Origin of the sequence: Polaromonas aquatica, from assembly GCF_042659145.1 — a bacterium.
Classification (GTDB): domain Bacteria; phylum Pseudomonadota; class Gammaproteobacteria; order Burkholderiales; family Burkholderiaceae_C; genus Polaromonas; species Polaromonas aquatica.
In genome coordinates, this window is record NZ_JBHSRS010000084.1 from 39,828 (window position 1) to 54,271 (window position 14,444).

Sequence of the window (14,444 nt, forward strand, 5' to 3'; positions counted from 1 at the left end):
ATGAATTCCCAATTCGGCCTTGCCAATGTCTGGAGCCAGGGCGATATCGTCACCAAATCCGTCGCGCTGCTGCTGCTGTGCATGTCACTCGCATCGTGGATGGTCATCGTCATCAAGACGCTTGACCTCATCAAGTACAAGAAGATCGCAAAAAGCGCTGAAGACTTCTGGCACAGCGAAGACTTTGCAGCAGGCCTCGCCAAACTGGGCAGCGATCCCGCCAACCCCTTCCGCCAACTGGCGCTTGAAGGACGCGAAGCTACCCTGCACCATCGCAACACCAAGGCCCACCTGCATGATGCACTGGACGTGAGCGACTGGGTTACACGCACATTGCGCAACGCCATCGACGAGTTCACGTCCAAGCTGCAGTCCGGCCTTGCCATTCTGGCATCCGTAGGCTCCACAGCACCGTTTGTCGGCCTATTCGGCACGGTTTGGGGCATTTACCACGCACTGCTGTCCATAGGCGCGGCAGGCCAGGCCACCATCGACAAGGTGGCAGGACCGATTGGCGAGTCGCTGATCATGACCGCTCTGGGCCTGGCCGTGGCCATTCCTGCGGTGCTCGGCTACAACGCGCTGGTGCGCGGCAACAAGGGCGTGCTGCAAAAGCTCAACCGCTTCGCCCACGATATGCACGCTTACTTTGTGACCGGTGCCCGGGTCAGTGCAGGTGGTTCGGCCAATGTGTTGCCGATGAAAAAAGCCTGATCCCCAAAAACCATCAAGGAAGACACTACCATGGCTTTCGGAACCCAGGACGACACCGATGATGTGATGAACGAGATCAACATGACGCCCATGGTGGACATCATGCTGGTCCTGCTGATCATCTTCATCATCACCGTGCCAGTGATGAAACACTCGGTCAACATTGACCTGCCGCGCGCGACCAACGAAGCGCAAAACATCAAGCCCGAAACCATCCGCCTGAGTGTGGATGCGCAAGGCGCCTACTTCCTGAACGAAACCAAGATCACGGATGAGGAGCTGGCACCACGGCTCAAGGCCGCAGCGGCGCAAAACCCCCAGCCCGACCTGCACATTCGCGGTGACAAGGACGTGCGCTACGAACGCGTGGCGCAGGCCATGGCGGCCGCCCAACAGGCGGGCCTGCACAAGATCGGCTTCATCACCGAACCCAAACACTGAGCAGGGAGCCGGCTAGGCCCTGTTGGAGAGAGCTTCCCGGCGCAGTTGCTGAACGGTCGTTAGCAAGCTGCAAAAAAGAAACGCACAACAGCACCAACTCTCTTGACTTTTAAATGAGAATAGTTATCATTAACTTATCAATCTTCAACAGGTAACCCAACAGGTTTAACCATCATGTCCCTCGTGCAGCCGACTTCACATACCCTGAGCTTGCCCACCCGCCCTGCCGTGCATTCGCAAGCTGCTGGCGCAAACACGGCGGGTACATCCTCGGGCTGCGTGGACAGCACCGAAATCCTGCGCGGGCAAAAGGCGGTGGAGATCAACCACAACGGCTCCACCTACCGTTTGCAGGCCACGCGCCTGGGCAAACTGATACTGACCAAATAAGAGCCGCCAAACAAATACTGTCAACGCTTTCATCGTGGGGCGATCCGAGGCTTTAACTCAAGTCTCCAAGGTCGTTTTTGCCAGCCACGGGCCCTTACCGGCCGTCTAGCCAGGCTTTTTTTCCACAACGATCAATGTGTACACCCGTAAAAAAGCCGACCCTGAGTCGGCTTTTTTGTGGCTGCAGGACGCAGCCGGGGAAGCGGCTCTGTTTACAGGCCGATAGCGGCAATGCCGGCCCGCGCAATCTGCGCATCTTCATTCGACTTCACGCCACTGACGCCCACAGCACCGATGCACTGTCCGTCCTTGACAACCGGCACGCCGCCTTCGAGCATGCCTGCAATCGCCGGGGCGCTCAGGAAGGACACGCGGCCACCGTTGATGATGTCTTCGTAAACCTTGCTTTCACGACGGCCCAGGGCCGCCGTATTGGCCTTTGCAGGCGCGATATGAGCCGAAGCAGGCGCGGCGCCATCCAGGCGCTGCAGGTGCAGCAAATGGCCGCCGTCGTCAACAATGGCGATGGTCACAGCCCAATTGTTTTTAACGGCTTCGGCCTCGGCGGCGGCGGCGATGGCTTTCACGTCGGCAAATTCAAGCACTGCTTTTGTTTTCATGGTTTCCCGGAAAATGGTTGATGGAAGCCATGAGCATACGCAAATTTTGAAGCCGCATCCGCGAGCGGCAAACCTAAATTACCCATGTTCTGATCTATAGAGCCCCTAAAAAAAGTAGGAAGTCGCAGGCGTAAAAGCATTGAAAAGCCGGAGGTGCACCCTAAAATGTAACTGCCTGCATTTGCTGGCGCTCTGGAGATACTGCTCATGACCGACAACGTTCAAACCATTGACTACGGCCTGGCGACGTCAAGCGAACAGCGCAACAAGGTTTTGCGCAATACCTACTGGCTGCTGGCCCTGAGTTTGCTGCCAACAGTGCTGGGCGCCTGGCTCGGTGTTGCCACCGGCATTACCCGCTCGCTTACCGGCGGGCTGGGAATGATCGTTTTCCTGGCTGGTGCGTTCGGCCTCATATTCGCCATCGAAAAAACCAAGAACTCGGCCATGGGCGTGCCTGTGCTGCTGGGCTTTACCTTCTTCATGGGCCTGATGCTGTCGCGCATGATTGCCATGGTGCTGGGCTTCAGCAATGGCGCTTCGCTCGTGATGACGGCTTTTGCCGGCACCGCAGGCGTGATGGTCGTGATGGCCAGCGTGGCTACCGTCATCAAGCGCGACATCAGCGGCATGGGCAAATGGCTCTTCGCCGGCGTCCTGGTGTTGGTGGTGGCGTCCATCATCAACATCTTTGTGGCATCGACCATGGGCATGGCCGTGATCAGCACGCTGGCAATTGCAATCTTCAGCGCCTACCTGCTGTACGACCTGAAGCGCGTTATTGATGGCGGTGAAACCAACTACATCAGCGCGACGCTGGCCATCTACCTGGACCTGTTCAATATCTTCCAGAGCATGCTTGCGCTGCTGGGCATTTTCGGCGGCGAACGCGACTGACCGTTTGTTCATCAGCTCTGAATAAAAAAGGCCCCTGGGGGCCTTTTTTATTGCCGTGTCGCGTAGCTCCAATCAAACCGGCATTTTGCAGGCTGGATCGGGGGCAGGCAGGGCCTGGGCCGACGGCACGGTGGTCTGGATCACGGGGCGCAGCTTGCCACCCTGCTCTGCAACGATGCCAAAGTAATTCGGGCCTTCGAGCTGGTGGTCTTCCTTGCGCATCACCTGCTTGCCCAGAATCGTGTCAAAGCTCATGCCACTCATGATTTTTGCAAGATCGGCAGGCTTGTCGCTCTTGGCAGCCTTGATGGCCTGCACCAGAACCTGCATGCCAATGTAGGTTTCACCTTCGAAGTTGGTGGGCTCTGTACCAGGATAAGCCTTGCGCCATGCATCGACAAAAGCCTTGTTCTCAGGCGTGCCGAGTGTAGAACTGTAATTGACGATGCCGTAGATACCGCGCGAGGTGTCGCCCAAAGTGGCCACGGTGCTGTCCGTCACAAAGCTCACACCGGCCATGGTCACATTCGCAAGCAAACCGAATTGCTTGGCTTGCTGTGCAAAATTCAGCGCGTCACGGCCTGCAAGTGCGACCCAGACGCCGTTAGCACCAGCGTCCTTGATCTTCTGTATATATGGTGCGAAGTCATTCGCACCGGCCGGGGCGTAGTTGTCAGAAACAATTTTTTTGCCCAGCCCCTGAGCTGCCTTGGTAAAGCTCTCGCCGGAGTTGCGTCCCCAGGCAATGTCGTTGGCCATGATGGCCCATTTGTCTTCCTTGCGGGAAGCCAGCCATGGCCGTACGGCCGCCGCATCGGCAGCGTCAGGACGGTTCACCCGGAAAACACGCGCCTGGCAGGTGTCGCCGGTGAGCTTGTCGGTCTTGTTGATGGTGGAGATGTAGATCGCATCCCAGCGCTCAACCATCGGGGCGATGGCCAGGCCTTCGCCCGAGGCGATCAGGCCGAGCAGGATCTTGTTGCCGGACAGCGCGAGTTTTTCGGCCTGTTTGCGGGCGACTTCGGGCTTGCCTTCGCTGTCCTGGTATTCGATCGCCAGCTTGCGGCCCAGCACGCCGCCTTGCGCATTGGTTTCGTTAGCTGCGAAGGTCACGGCGCGCTTGACCTGGTTGCCAAGGTCGGCCCAAGGACCCGACAGGGAGGTCGGGACGCCGACCCGGATGTCCTGCGCAAATGCACTGGCCTGGCCCAGCATCGTGATGGCCGCACAGGCGGCCAGGGGCAAGAGGCGCTTTAAGATCAACTGTTTTATTTTCATGATGTCTCCTAGAGTTGTTAACGGAACTGCCTGACTAAACACGATTCAAAAACACGAAAATTTCTAGACTGCGATGTGCTGGCGCAGCTTCTCGATCGGCACGCCGTCCATCGGGCCTTCTTCAATGACACGGCCTTTGGACAGCACGTAATAGCGCTTCACCACGTCCCGCACAAAGGCGATGTTCTGCTCGACCAGCAGAATCGACGTACCGGACTTGGCGAGCGCATTGAGCATGTCGATCAGCTGGTCGACGATGACGGGCGCCAGGCCTTCACTGGGCTCATCAAGGATCAGCAACTCCGGGTTGGCCATCAATGCCCGGCCAATGGCGAGCATCTGTTGCTGCCCGCCGGAAAGCGCCGTTCCCGAGGTGTCCGCGCGCTCTCGCAAAACCGGAAAAAGATCGTAGACAGCCGACAACGTCCACGGTCCCTTGCGACGGCTGGCCGCGCCCAGAACCAGGTTTTCCTGCACTGTCAGCGCGCCGATGATGCGGCGCCCCTGCGGCACGATCGAAATGCCCCTATGGGCAGCATCGAAGTTCCGGATTTTTAGACACGGTTTTCCGTCCATCTCCACGCTTCCGGCACGCACGGTTGCGATGCCCAGCAGGCTGTTGATCAGCGTGGTCTTGCCGACACCGTTGCGGCCCAGCACTGCGACACAATCGCCGCGATCCACGTGCATCGTCACACGATCCAGGATCTGTGCACGGCCATAGTAAGCATCGACATCGCGCATCGAAAGAAGGCTCATGCCGCGTTCCTTCCCAGGTAGGCCGAGATCACCAGCGGACTGGTGCGTACTTCCTGCGCCGACCCCTCCACCAGCAACTCGCCGAGATTCAGGACGGTGATGCGGTCACAGATTGAAAACACAACATCCATGTCATGCTCGACCAGCAGCACAGTGATGCCCCAGCGCTTGACGAGGTCGCGCAGCAGGTGCGCCAGATCGAGGGATTCCTGCATCGTCAGGCCTGCTGCAGGCTCGTCCAGCAACAACACCCTGGGACGGCCAATCAGCGCGAGCGCCAAGTCCAGTCGTCGCTGGTCGCCGTAGCTGAGCTCATTAGCCGGTTGGTGCTGAAATTCAGCGAGGTTCAGCTGTGCCAGCACCTCGTCCACATGCGAGCCGCTGTCCCAGTGGGAGGCCAGTTCCAACTGGTCACGCACGGTACGGGTCGGGAAGATGCTCGTCCGCTGGAATGAGCGTGCCATGCCCAGCTTGCGACGCGCGCGCGACGAACAGGCACCGATGTCCTGACCATCGACCAGCACCTGCCCGCTCCATTGTTTTGCGCGTCCTGACAACACGTCGATCAACGTCGATTTGCCGGCGCCGTTCGGACCGATCAGTCCACGGATTTCCCCCGCAGGTACGCTGAGGTTGACGTCGCGCAATGCCGCAAAGCCACCGTAGCGGCGCGACAACGCTATGCCCTGAAGCGCGGGATGCGTCATTGAGTTTTTCCTTCCACGGTGCGCACGGAGGAGCGTTTTGCGATTTTGCGATCACCCAAAAGGCGACGGGTCAATCGTCGCCACACCGCAGCAAGAATTCCGGCCAGGCCTGACGGGAAACCGACGGTGATCACGATCAGGACCACTCCGATGATGGCCTGCCAGTGTTCGGTGAGATTGCCCAACGCATCCTTGACACCGAGGAACACCAGCGCACCGATGGCCGGACCAACAACGAATTCCGCACCACCCACGATCGCCATCACCAGCGCTGAGCCCGACATCGTCCAGTGCAGCAAGTCAGGCGACACAAAGCCGTTGTAGAGAAAGAACAGCGTTCCACCGATGGCACCGATGGCGGCAGACATCGCGAACACAAGGGCGCGCGGCAACAGGGTTTCATAGCCGATGAACCGGGCCCGCTCTTCGTTGTCGCGGATGGCGTGAACCAGCCGTCCCATGCGGCTTCTGCTGAAAACCGCCAGGCCAAACAGGATCAGGCTCAACGTGGTCCAGCAAATCACAAACATGGAGTTGGCAGACTGGAATACCGAGCCCGGCAGGCCGATGATCGTGGATGGCAGGCTCACAGACAGGCCATCGTCACCCCCGGCAAGGTCACGCCACTTCAGTACGATTTCATGAAAAACCTGCGCAACAGCAAGTGTCAACATCGAAAAGGCCACGCCCGACAGACGGACGATCACCAGGGCAATCACAAAACCAAGCAGCGTGGGCACCAGGACGGCGAGAAAGAGCACCAGCCCGGTTGGCAAGCCGCTGCTTTTGAGAAGCAGGCCGGTCAGGTAAGCCCCCAGCCCGAAAAAGGTCGCATGACCAAAACTCACCAGGCCGCATTGGCGGATCAGCACCCCAACGCTGGTGGCCAGCAAGGCGTTCAGCGTGCCTTGTGTCAGCAGCGTCATGGTGGTCGGACCCTTTACAAGGTGAGGCAGTGTCAGGCCGAATCCGATCGACAACAATGCCAACACCCAGGCCGGTGGAACGAAACGCGCGTGCCCCGAGGTGGTGACCTCACGCTGTGAATGGGTAGCAGGCCCGCTCATGCGCTGGACTTTCCGGAGAAACCATTGGGCCGCCAGATAAGCACGGCAATCATCAGGACGAACGGAATCGCTGACGCCGCCGTTGGCAGGTAAACAATCCCGAAATTGTGGATCTGGCCGATCAGCATGGCTGCGAGAAACGCGCCACCAAAACTGCTCAGGCCACCGACCACCACAACGATGAAGCAGTCGACCAGGATGTAGCCGCCCATCGACGGTGACAACGCCATCAATGGCGAGGCGATGACGCCCGACATCCCCGCCAGTGCAGCGCCCACAGCGACCACAATGGCGCTGACCCGATCAGTGTTGACGCCCTGCATGCCTGTAGTGACGGCATCGGCACTTGAGGCGCGGACGTAAAGGCCAATCGCGCTGTAGCGCAGCCAGGCCGACAAGCCGCCCACCGTCAAAAGACTCACCACAATCACCAGCAGGCGATACAGCGGGTAAGAAAAGCCGAACAGTTCAAGATTGCCGGACAACGATGGAGGCACCGTGACGCTGATGTAATCTTTGCCCCAGACCGTGCGCGCGAAATCTTCCAGGATCAACAACATGCCGAAAGTCACCAGTACCGTGAGCAGAGGATCGTGCTTTTGCAGCGGACGAAACACGCCGATGTCGAGCAGGACACCCAGCACCGCCATGGCCACCACACTTGCAGCAAGCCCCGCGTAAAAACCGGCATACACCGCGACGCTGTAGCCAATGTAGGCGCCAATCATGAAAAGGCTGCCATGCGCAAAGTTCACCACCCTGCGCAAGCCGAAAATCAGCACCAGCCCGACCGACAGGATGTACAGGAGACCACCGTAAACCAGGCCGTTGAGTAGCTGGATGGTCATGCCCTTGCCTCCTCACCGGCATAGCGCCGCATGGCTTTGCAGGCGGCCTCGGCGCACACGTCGGCCAGGCGGCCACGTTCGATTGCATCCGGCGAGCTCGCATTGCCATCCAGTCCACGCCGCAAGACCCCATAAAGTATGGAGGCCAGCCTGAACATGGCAAAGGCGACATAGAACGGCCAGCCGGGCAGGCTTTCGCGGCCGCTGCCCCGGCAATAGCGCGCCAGGTACTCTTCCTCCGTGGGGACTCCCGAGTCCGTCATGTCGCGATCAGTGAAGCCACCGAAAGCGCGCTGTGGCAAATACCAGGCCATCATGTTGTAGGCCAGATCGGCCAGGGGGTCGCCCAAGGTAGAGAGTTCCCAATCCAGAATAGCCAGCAGCCGCGGCTCTGTCGGGTGAAAAATCATGTTTTCAAGACGGAAGTCACCGTGCACAAGACGACGGTCTTCGTGTGCAGGCAAATGGGCCGGCAGCCACTTGATCAGCGCCTCCATGTCCGCGGAAGCTTCCAGCGCCACCGCGCGGTACTGGTCCGTCCAGCGGCGGATTTGCCGGGCATAGTAATCCCTGGCCTTGCCAAAACTTGCGAGGCCAGCCGCGTCCACGTCGACGCTGTGCAGGGCAGCCAGCGCATCACCCATCACGTCATAAATGGCAGCGCGGTCATCCGGGGGCACTCCAGGCAACGCCGGGTCCTTGAAAACACGGCCATTGATAAACGGCATCACGTAAAACGCGGTGCCGATGACATCGGCATCTTCAACATACAGGTGCGGCCGCGGCACCGTAAGACCGGCCTCCGCCAGCGCTGTCATGACTCGAAACTCGCGGTCAATCGCATGGGCCGAAGGCAGCAACACACCTGCTGGTTTCTTGCGAAGAACGTAGTCGTGCAAGCCTGCGCGCATGCGGTAGGTCGGGTTGGACTGGCCGCCCACAAAGCGTTCCAGGGTCAACGCCGTCCAATCGCCGGGGAGTTGCGGCGCCAGAAAGGCACCAAGCCGGGCAGCGCCCGGTTCGGCGGAAGGGTGTTGTAAAAGTGTTTCGATTGTCATGGAAGTCAGCCCGCCGTGTAGCCGCCGTCAACACACAGGATCTGGCCGGTGACGAAGCCCGCAGCCGGCGATACCAGAAAGAGCAAGGCGCCGGCGATATCCTCCGGTTTCCCGAGACGCCCCATCGCGGTCCGCCTGAGCACGTCGCCATAGAGTTCGGGCTGTGTACGCACCAGCTCACGGTTCAGGTCGGTCACGATGACGGTTGGCGCCAGCGCATTCACGGTGATGCCGTGCGGCCCCAGTTCAAAAGCCAGGGCGCGGGTGAGATTCGCCACCGCCGCCTTGGCCGCGGAATACGCAATGCGATGCGACATGCCGCGCAGGGACAGGATGGAGCCCATGTTCAGGATGCGGCCGGAGCCAGCGGCCATCATCATGGGCGCAACGGCACGGGCGGTATAAAAACTGCCCGTCGCACTGGTGTCCATCACCTGGTGCCAGTCGTCGTCGGTGAGTTCCAGCAGTGGCTTGGGTGACGTTGTACCGGCGTTGTTGAACAGGATGTCGATGCGGCCGTATTGCGCCTTGACTTCGGCCACCATCGAAATCACGGACTTGCTATCGGTCACGTCGGCTGCCACAGAAGAAGCGCGTACGCCCAGCGCCTGCATCTGCTGGACGCCCTCCTGCAATGCTTCGGTGCGGCGGCCCACCAGGACAATATCTGCACCGGCTTCGGCAAACGTCCTGCAGGCCAGGTTTCCCAGCCCGCCAGCGGCGCCTGTGACCACGGCGACCTGTCCCTTGAGGCTCATGTTGATGGAGGATGTCATGCTCACTTCATCCTGCACACTGGCCGCCGTCGATGGCCAGCGCCACACCCGTGATCATCCGCGCCTCATCGGAGGCCAGAAATAAAAGCGCGTTAGCGGTGTCGACCGGCTCGGGCATTCTCCCCAGTGGAATCGACGCGCGGAAGCGCGCCCTGGCCTCTTCCTTGTTGTCGGCCATGCCCGGCAGGAATTTCTCCAGCATGGGTGTCTCTGTCACGGTGGGGCACACCGCATTGACGCGGATATTGGCCTGCGCGAGTTCAAGTGCAAGGCTTTTGACCAGCCCCACGATGCCATGCTTGGCCACGGTGTAAATGCTGTAGTTGGGTCGTGCCTTCAGGCCCTGCAGTGACGACGTGAACAGGATGGCTGCGCCGCCCGGTTTTTTGGCAGCGGACTCGCGAAGGGCTGGCAAGGCAGCCTGTGTCATCTTGAGCACGCCCATGAGGTTCACGTTCATGACGCGCTCCAGCGTCTCGTCATCTGCAGATTCAAACGCGCCGGCAAACGGACCACCCGCGTTGTTGTGCAGGATGTCCAGTTGCCCGAAACGGGCAACGGTCTCCTGAACGGCATTGATGCAATCGGCACGGCTGGTATGGTCGCAGCGCACAAAAAAGGTCGCCTCGCCAAGCTCGGCAACCAGAGCCCGGCCCCGCGCCTCATTGATGTCTGCCACCGCCACACGCGCGCCTTCTTCATGAAAACGCCGGACGGTCGCTTCGCCCAGGCCTGACGCCGCACCCGTCACCAATGCCACTCTCTGTTCAAGTCTTTTCATGATTCCTGTTCCAGCTTCAGGTGCATCTCGTCTTCACCGGTCACCACCATGCCCAGCACTGCGCAAATGCGGCCATGCAGCTGCTGGTAAGGCCCCATCATCAATTCATCCTGCGTGCGCAACAGCTTTTCAGACAGGCTGTGCAGCAGGCGCAGAACCTGCAACTCTTCTTCGTGGGCCATCATGGGACTGCTCCTCCCGTAGTGGGCGCAGCGCTAGGCGCCGCCTGTTTTCCGTAGCCGCTGCGACGTTCATCCGTCCAGCGGCGTGCCTTGTAGCTGAACTCCGGCAGCTCGGCAGCCGGAATCTCCCGTATCTGTATCCAGAGATTGGTGCGCTCCTTGAGCTTTTCACGCAGGCGCGCCACCAGGGCGGCACGTGCAGCACCTTCGCTGACACCCGGCTTGAAGGCCATGCAGATTTCAACCTCGGTACGCCCCTGGTCGTCAACGAACACACGACCCTTGTAGTCGGCTACTTCCACATGGGCAAACACCACCTGGTCCATGGTGACCGGCCAGATGTTGTTGCCGCGCACCTTGAGCATGTCGTCGTAACGGCCGATCGAGCCGGCTTCGATGACATCCCAAGGCCGGCCACAGCCGCACGCTGCTGCGGGAAACCAGCGCACACGATCTCGCGTTGAAAAGCGCACAACGGGTGACGCTTCAATGTCCAGGTTGGTCAGGACGATCTCACCCTCTTCTCCGGGCATTGCCGGCTTGCCGGTGTCGGGGTCGATCACTTCCACCAGGTGCGCCCACTCGAAGAGGTGCATCAATCCGCGGTCACGGTCGCTGCGAACCACACCATGTTCGCAGGTGGATGCGATGAAGCCCGCGCCCTGCGTGCTGCCGTAGCCTTCATGCACAGGGCAACCCCACTGGACCTGCAGCTCGGCAGCCCATTCAACCGGGTAACCCTCGGCCGCAATGAACACCGCCTGCATCATGGGAAAGCGCTCCGACGGCGGGATACCTCGCGCCAGCAAACCCTGTGTCAGGGTGTGCATGTAGTTGGTCGACGCATAAATGAAATGCACATCGCCGAGGCGCAGCATCAGGCCGATCTTGGCGTCGGTCGAGAGCGTGCCGCCCACATGGAAGCCTGTCGCACCCGCCAGGCGTATGCCTTCAGCAGGGCCCCATCCCCCTGTGCTCATGCCCCCTGCAGGCACGCAATTGAGAACGTTGTGGCCGCGGCGCATCCCCGCCATGAACCACGGCAGGTAATGCATGTAGCCTTGGGTCACCACATCCTTCTGGCTGCGGCCGTAAAACTCCTGCCCCTGGCCGGACGTACCGCCCGTCAGGTTGACAAGGGCCGCCGATTCTTCCGGCAGCCCCAGGCGCGTTCCAAACGGCGGCGTGCGGCCCTGGTCTTCGATGAACTCCTGCTTGGTGCACATCGGTATGCGCTGGCGAAAATCATCCAGCGTCCTGATCTGTGCTGGCGAAACGCCATGGGCTTCCCACTTGCGCCGGTAAAAAGCGTTGGTGTTCCAGAGCCGCTCCACCAGCCGCTGGACTTTGGCCAGTTGCAGCGCCTCCAGTTCTGGACGCGACGCTGCGGCGAGGCGCGCCAGAAGCGGCGATGCCTGGGTAAATGAGGGACTTTGACGCGAACTTCTCACTGGCATCATCCGATCAGGCCGTCGCCAGTCCGGCAGGGCGGAATTTCGGCAGCGTCACCTCGGGCGTGACCTGTTCAAACTCCACCTGGAGCGCCATGCCGGCGCGCACATCTTCGGGCTTGCAGCCCACGATATTGCTCGCTACCCGCACGCCTTCGTCCATGTCGATCAGCGCCACGATGTAGGGCACCTCGCCGGCGTAAACCTCTTTGGGTACTGGGTGCCGCACCACGATCCAGCTATACAGCTGTCCCTTGCCCGGGCTTTCGATCATCTCGAATTCCGCGGACTGGCAGTTGGCACAAAAAGGCCTTGCCGGGTAACGCATCGTGCGGCACTTCGTACACCGCTGAAACAGCAACTGCTTGTTGCGGCATCCAGCCCAGAACGTTGCCGAATCCGGGTCTTCAACGGGAAGGGGCTTGTCGTAAGTCGTCATCATGCCACCTTCAGTTTCTGAGCAGCATGGCGCTACCGCATGTCATGGCGCCGGCGGTCGTCAGCGCGACTTTCGCATCGGCGATCTGGCGTGCACCCGCGTCGCCACGCAATTGCTTGACAGCTTCCAGCACGTGGTTAAAGCCGTGGATGTAGGCCTCCGACAGGAGACCCCCATGCGTGTTGACCGGCAAGCTGCCGCTGCGGGCAATGTGCCCGTCGTCCACAAACGCACCGCCTTCGCCCGGCTTGCAAAAGCCCAGCCCTTCCAGCGCCATGACAACGGTGTAGGTGAAGCAGTCATAGATTTCAGCCACATCCACGTCGCTGGGCTTGAGCCCGGCACTGGCCCACAGGTCGTCGGCGATGCAGGCGGCGAAATTGCTGGAGTGGTCTGGCCAGCGCAGCGCATCGAACAGGTCATCACCCTGATTTAGGCCGCCACCATAGGCACCTCCGGTGATGTAGACAGGCTTGTGTTTGAGGTCCCTGGCATGGTCGCTTCCCGTGACCAGGATCGCGCAGGCCCCGTCTGATTCCAGGCAAATGTCCAGCATGCGAAGCGGGTCAGCGATCATGCGTGAGGACATGTAGTCGTCCATTGTCATCGGGGTGCGCTGCATGGCCTGCTCGTTGAGCGAAGCGTTCTCGCGAAAGGTCATCGCAATCTTGCCGAGCTGCTGGACCGTTGTGCCGTACTTGACCATGTGCCGCCGGCACCACATCGCCATCGCCTGCGGATAGGTGATCCATCCAAAAGGCGCGGTGTACTGCGTGATGCCGCGCGCGTTCATGTCACGCCCGCCGCCTAGCCGGAAACCCGAGCGCCCATTCATGGCGCGATAGACCAGCACATTTTTTGCCAATCCTGCCTCGATGGCCGCGGTGGCAGCCAGCACGATCAGGTTGGCGCCATTGCCGCCGGCCGCATAGTCGACCGCATGCATGGCATTGGGAATGCCGAGGCTGGAAGCCACTGCAATCGCCGGCACCGAGTCGTTGAAGTTGAAACTGATGATGCCGTCGATTTCGTCCAGCGGAACGCCCGCGTCATTGGCCGCCTTCAGGCAGGCCTCACTGGCCAGGTCCAGGACTGTTCGTCCCGAGGCCTTGGTATACGTCGTCTGGCCTATGCCAGAGATCGCGCACTTGTCGCGAAGATTCCACATGCAATTGACTCCTAGGGTTTTCCGTAAATGGGTTTGCGTTTTTCGCGAAAGGCAATCAGCCCTTCTGTGGCATCGGGCACCGTGGTGGCATAGCGATGAACGTACTGCAACTCGAACAGCAGACCGTCTTCCAGCGAACCGCGGTGGCTTTCATTGACAAGGTCTTTGGCCCCCTGCAGGTTTGCAGGGCTGCGCGTGGCAATCAGTGCCGCCAGCGCGGTGCAGCGCTCAAGCAGTGCATCGTCTGCAACAACTTCACTCACCAGTCCAGCGTCCAGCGCCTGGCGGGCAGTCCACATGTCGCCGGTCAACATCAAGTGCTTGGCCCGCAATGCGCCTATGGCGCGCGGCAAACGCTGCGATCCACCCGCGCCGGGCAACTGGCCGAAATTGAGGTGGCCGTCGCCGATCTTTGCGGATTCAGCGGCTATGACCACATCGCAGGCCAGCAGCAGTTCCAGCCCGCCCGCAACACAGGCACCGTTGATGGCGGCGATATAGATCTTGGAGGACCCCTCCATGAAGGCCAGCAAGGCATGGAAGTTTTCAAGAAAAAAGCGGAACGCCGGCGGGTCCTGGTACAGCGATACGTAGCCGTCCAGATCGCCCCCGGCCGAAAAGGCACGCCCCGCACCGGTCAGCACCACCGTGTGGACGGTGCGGTCGAGTTCAAGCGCCTTCACGGTTTCCAGCAGGTGCGCAACCGTGTGCCTGTCCAGCGGGTTCAGCTTGTCCGGACGGTTCAACACGAGCGTGACGCAGTTTTCCTGCCGCTCGATGCGAAGGCTGTCGCCATGCTGCCGCTCACCCATGCGTTTGTCTCCGTTGTTTTTTAGGTTATTGTTGGACTGTCCGACAGACCAACTGT

General features: G+C 60.3%; 18 protein-coding genes. 4 read left to right on the forward strand and 14 right to left on the reverse strand.

Annotation, left to right across the window (positions count from 1 at the left end; genetic code table 11):
- The 3 genes from ACFQND_RS21395 (at position 1) to hemP (ending at position 1,545) form a co-directional block, all read left to right on the forward strand.
- On the forward strand, positions 1 to 714 hold the full coding sequence (locus ACFQND_RS21395) for a MotA/TolQ/ExbB proton channel family protein (protein WP_371439568.1): 714 nt from the start codon (positions 1 to 3) through the stop codon (positions 712 to 714).
- A 30-nt stretch (positions 715 to 744) separates the two neighbouring features.
- Positions 745 to 1,155 carry an ExbD/TolR family protein gene (locus ACFQND_RS21400; protein WP_371439569.1) on the forward strand — a complete coding sequence of 137 codons (411 nt, stop codon included), beginning with the start codon at positions 745 to 747 and terminating at the stop codon, positions 1,153 to 1,155.
- Between the two features lie 174 nt (positions 1,156 to 1,329).
- A complete protein-coding gene (hemP, locus tag ACFQND_RS21405; RefSeq protein ID WP_371439570.1) occupies positions 1,330 to 1,545 on the forward strand; it encodes a hemin uptake protein HemP in 216 nt (71 codons plus the stop codon).
- Between the two features lie 212 nt (positions 1,546 to 1,757).
- Here hemP and ACFQND_RS21410 read toward each other — a convergent pair whose 3' ends face one another.
- Positions 1,758 to 2,165, reverse strand: coding sequence for a GlcG/HbpS family heme-binding protein (locus ACFQND_RS21410; RefSeq protein WP_371439571.1), 408 nt, complete (start codon positions 2,163 to 2,165; stop codon positions 1,758 to 1,760).
- Between the two features lie 207 nt (positions 2,166 to 2,372).
- Between ACFQND_RS21410 and ACFQND_RS21415 the strand changes: the two genes are divergently transcribed.
- Positions 2,373 to 3,062: a Bax inhibitor-1 family protein gene (locus ACFQND_RS21415; RefSeq protein ID WP_371439572.1), complete on the forward strand. Its 690-nt coding sequence runs from the start codon at positions 2,373 to 2,375 to the stop codon at positions 3,060 to 3,062.
- A 72-nt stretch (positions 3,063 to 3,134) separates the two neighbouring features.
- Here the strand turns inward: ACFQND_RS21415 and ACFQND_RS21420 are convergent, their stop codons facing one another.
- The 13 genes from ACFQND_RS21420 to ACFQND_RS21480 form a co-directional block, all read right to left on the reverse strand.
- A complete protein-coding gene (locus ACFQND_RS21420) occupies positions 3,135 to 4,340 on the reverse strand; it encodes an ABC transporter substrate-binding protein (RefSeq protein ID WP_371439573.1) in 1,206 nt (401 codons plus the stop codon).
- A gap of 63 nt (positions 4,341 to 4,403) precedes the next feature.
- On the reverse strand, positions 4,404 to 5,099 hold the full coding sequence (locus tag ACFQND_RS21425; protein ID WP_371439574.1) for an ABC transporter ATP-binding protein: 696 nt from the start codon (positions 5,097 to 5,099) through the stop codon (positions 4,404 to 4,406).
- Positions 5,096 to 5,806: an ABC transporter ATP-binding protein gene (locus ACFQND_RS21430; protein WP_371439575.1), complete on the reverse strand. Its 711-nt coding sequence runs from the start codon at positions 5,804 to 5,806 to the stop codon at positions 5,096 to 5,098. The genes ACFQND_RS21425 and ACFQND_RS21430 overlap by 4 nt, the downstream gene beginning before the upstream one ends.
- Positions 5,803 to 6,873, reverse strand: coding sequence for a branched-chain amino acid ABC transporter permease (locus ACFQND_RS21435; protein ID WP_371439576.1), 1,071 nt, complete (start codon positions 6,871 to 6,873; stop codon positions 5,803 to 5,805). The genes ACFQND_RS21430 and ACFQND_RS21435 overlap by 4 nt, the downstream gene beginning before the upstream one ends.
- Positions 6,870 to 7,721, reverse strand: coding sequence for a branched-chain amino acid ABC transporter permease (locus ACFQND_RS21440; RefSeq protein ID WP_371439577.1), 852 nt, complete (start codon positions 7,719 to 7,721; stop codon positions 6,870 to 6,872). The genes ACFQND_RS21435 and ACFQND_RS21440 overlap by 4 nt, the downstream gene beginning before the upstream one ends.
- Positions 7,718 to 8,779, reverse strand: coding sequence for a phosphotransferase (locus ACFQND_RS21445; protein ID WP_371439578.1), 1,062 nt, complete (start codon positions 8,777 to 8,779; stop codon positions 7,718 to 7,720). The genes ACFQND_RS21440 and ACFQND_RS21445 overlap by 4 nt, the downstream gene beginning before the upstream one ends.
- 5 nt (positions 8,780 to 8,784) lie before the next feature.
- A complete protein-coding gene (locus tag ACFQND_RS21450; RefSeq protein WP_371439579.1) occupies positions 8,785 to 9,555 on the reverse strand; it encodes an SDR family NAD(P)-dependent oxidoreductase in 771 nt (256 codons plus the stop codon).
- 7 nt (positions 9,556 to 9,562) lie between these two features.
- The gene (locus ACFQND_RS21455; RefSeq protein WP_371439580.1) at positions 9,563 to 10,336 is read right to left on the reverse strand and encodes an SDR family NAD(P)-dependent oxidoreductase; all 774 of its coding nucleotides are present in this window, start codon (positions 10,334 to 10,336) and stop codon (positions 9,563 to 9,565) included.
- The gene (locus ACFQND_RS21460) at positions 10,333 to 10,521 is read right to left on the reverse strand and encodes a hypothetical protein (RefSeq protein WP_371439581.1); all 189 of its coding nucleotides are present in this window, start codon (positions 10,519 to 10,521) and stop codon (positions 10,333 to 10,335) included. Before ACFQND_RS21460 ends, ACFQND_RS21455 begins: the two co-directional genes overlap by 4 nt.
- Positions 10,518 to 11,969: a phenylacetate--CoA ligase family protein gene (locus ACFQND_RS21465; RefSeq protein WP_371439582.1), complete on the reverse strand. Its 1,452-nt coding sequence runs from the start codon at positions 11,967 to 11,969 to the stop codon at positions 10,518 to 10,520. Before ACFQND_RS21465 ends, ACFQND_RS21460 begins: the two co-directional genes overlap by 4 nt.
- Positions 11,970 to 11,982: 13 nt before the next feature.
- Complete coding sequence (locus ACFQND_RS21470; protein ID WP_371439583.1) at positions 11,983 to 12,408, reverse strand: Zn-ribbon domain-containing OB-fold protein; 426 nt, start codon at positions 12,406 to 12,408, stop codon at positions 11,983 to 11,985.
- Positions 12,409 to 12,418: 10 nt separating this feature from the next.
- Positions 12,419 to 13,576 carry a thiolase C-terminal domain-containing protein gene (locus ACFQND_RS21475; RefSeq protein ID WP_371439584.1) on the reverse strand — a complete coding sequence of 386 codons (1,158 nt, stop codon included), beginning with the start codon at positions 13,574 to 13,576 and terminating at the stop codon, positions 12,419 to 12,421.
- 11 nt (positions 13,577 to 13,587) lie between these two features.
- Positions 13,588 to 14,388 (reverse strand): enoyl-CoA hydratase/isomerase family protein, encoded by an 801-nt coding sequence (locus tag ACFQND_RS21480; RefSeq protein ID WP_371439585.1) that lies wholly within the window; start codon positions 14,386 to 14,388, stop codon positions 13,588 to 13,590.
- Positions 14,389 to 14,444 lie beyond the last annotated feature (56 nt).

Bases quoted from the DNA above. Each gene is read 5' to 3' on its own strand.
- ACFQND_RS21480 (WP_371439585.1), bottom strand. From the start codon at position 14,388: ATGGGTGAGCGGCAGCATGGCGACAGCCTTCGCATCGAGCGGCAGGAA.
- ACFQND_RS21440 (WP_371439577.1), bottom strand. From the start codon at position 7,721: ATGACCATCCAGCTACTCAACGGCCTGGTTTACGGTGGTCTCCTGTAC.
- ACFQND_RS21430 (WP_371439575.1), bottom strand. From the start codon at position 5,806: ATGACGCATCCCGCGCTTCAGGGCATAGCGTTGTCGCGCCGCTACGGT.
- ACFQND_RS21410 (WP_371439571.1), bottom strand. From the start codon at position 2,165: ATGAAAACAAAAGCAGTGCTTGAATTTGCCGACGTGAAAGCCATCGCC.
- ACFQND_RS21395 (WP_371439568.1), top strand. From the start codon at position 1: ATGAATTCCCAATTCGGCCTTGCCAATGTCTGGAGCCAGGGCGATATC.
- ACFQND_RS21475 (WP_371439584.1), bottom strand. From the start codon at position 13,576: ATGTGGAATCTTCGCGACAAGTGCGCGATCTCTGGCATAGGCCAGACG.
- ACFQND_RS21400 (WP_371439569.1), top strand. From the start codon at position 745: ATGGCTTTCGGAACCCAGGACGACACCGATGATGTGATGAACGAGATC.
- ACFQND_RS21445 (WP_371439578.1), bottom strand. From the start codon at position 8,779: ATGACAATCGAAACACTTTTACAACACCCTTCCGCCGAACCGGGCGCT.
- ACFQND_RS21425 (WP_371439574.1), bottom strand. From the start codon at position 5,099: ATGAGCCTTCTTTCGATGCGCGATGTCGATGCTTACTATGGCCGTGCA.
- ACFQND_RS21450 (WP_371439579.1), bottom strand. From the start codon at position 9,555: ATGACATCCTCCATCAACATGAGCCTCAAGGGACAGGTCGCCGTGGTC.
- ACFQND_RS21435 (WP_371439576.1), bottom strand. From the start codon at position 6,873: ATGAGCGGGCCTGCTACCCATTCACAGCGTGAGGTCACCACCTCGGGG.
- ACFQND_RS21460 (WP_371439581.1), bottom strand. From the start codon at position 10,521: ATGATGGCCCACGAAGAAGAGTTGCAGGTTCTGCGCCTGCTGCACAGC.
- ACFQND_RS21455 (WP_371439580.1), bottom strand. From the start codon at position 10,336: ATGAAAAGACTTGAACAGAGAGTGGCATTGGTGACGGGTGCGGCGTCA.
- ACFQND_RS21470 (WP_371439583.1), bottom strand. From the start codon at position 12,408: ATGACGACTTACGACAAGCCCCTTCCCGTTGAAGACCCGGATTCGGCA.
- ACFQND_RS21420 (WP_371439573.1), bottom strand. From the start codon at position 4,340: ATGAAAATAAAACAGTTGATCTTAAAGCGCCTCTTGCCCCTGGCCGCC.
- ACFQND_RS21415 (WP_371439572.1), top strand. From the start codon at position 2,373: ATGACCGACAACGTTCAAACCATTGACTACGGCCTGGCGACGTCAAGC.
- hemP (WP_371439570.1), top strand. From the start codon at position 1,330: ATGTCCCTCGTGCAGCCGACTTCACATACCCTGAGCTTGCCCACCCGC.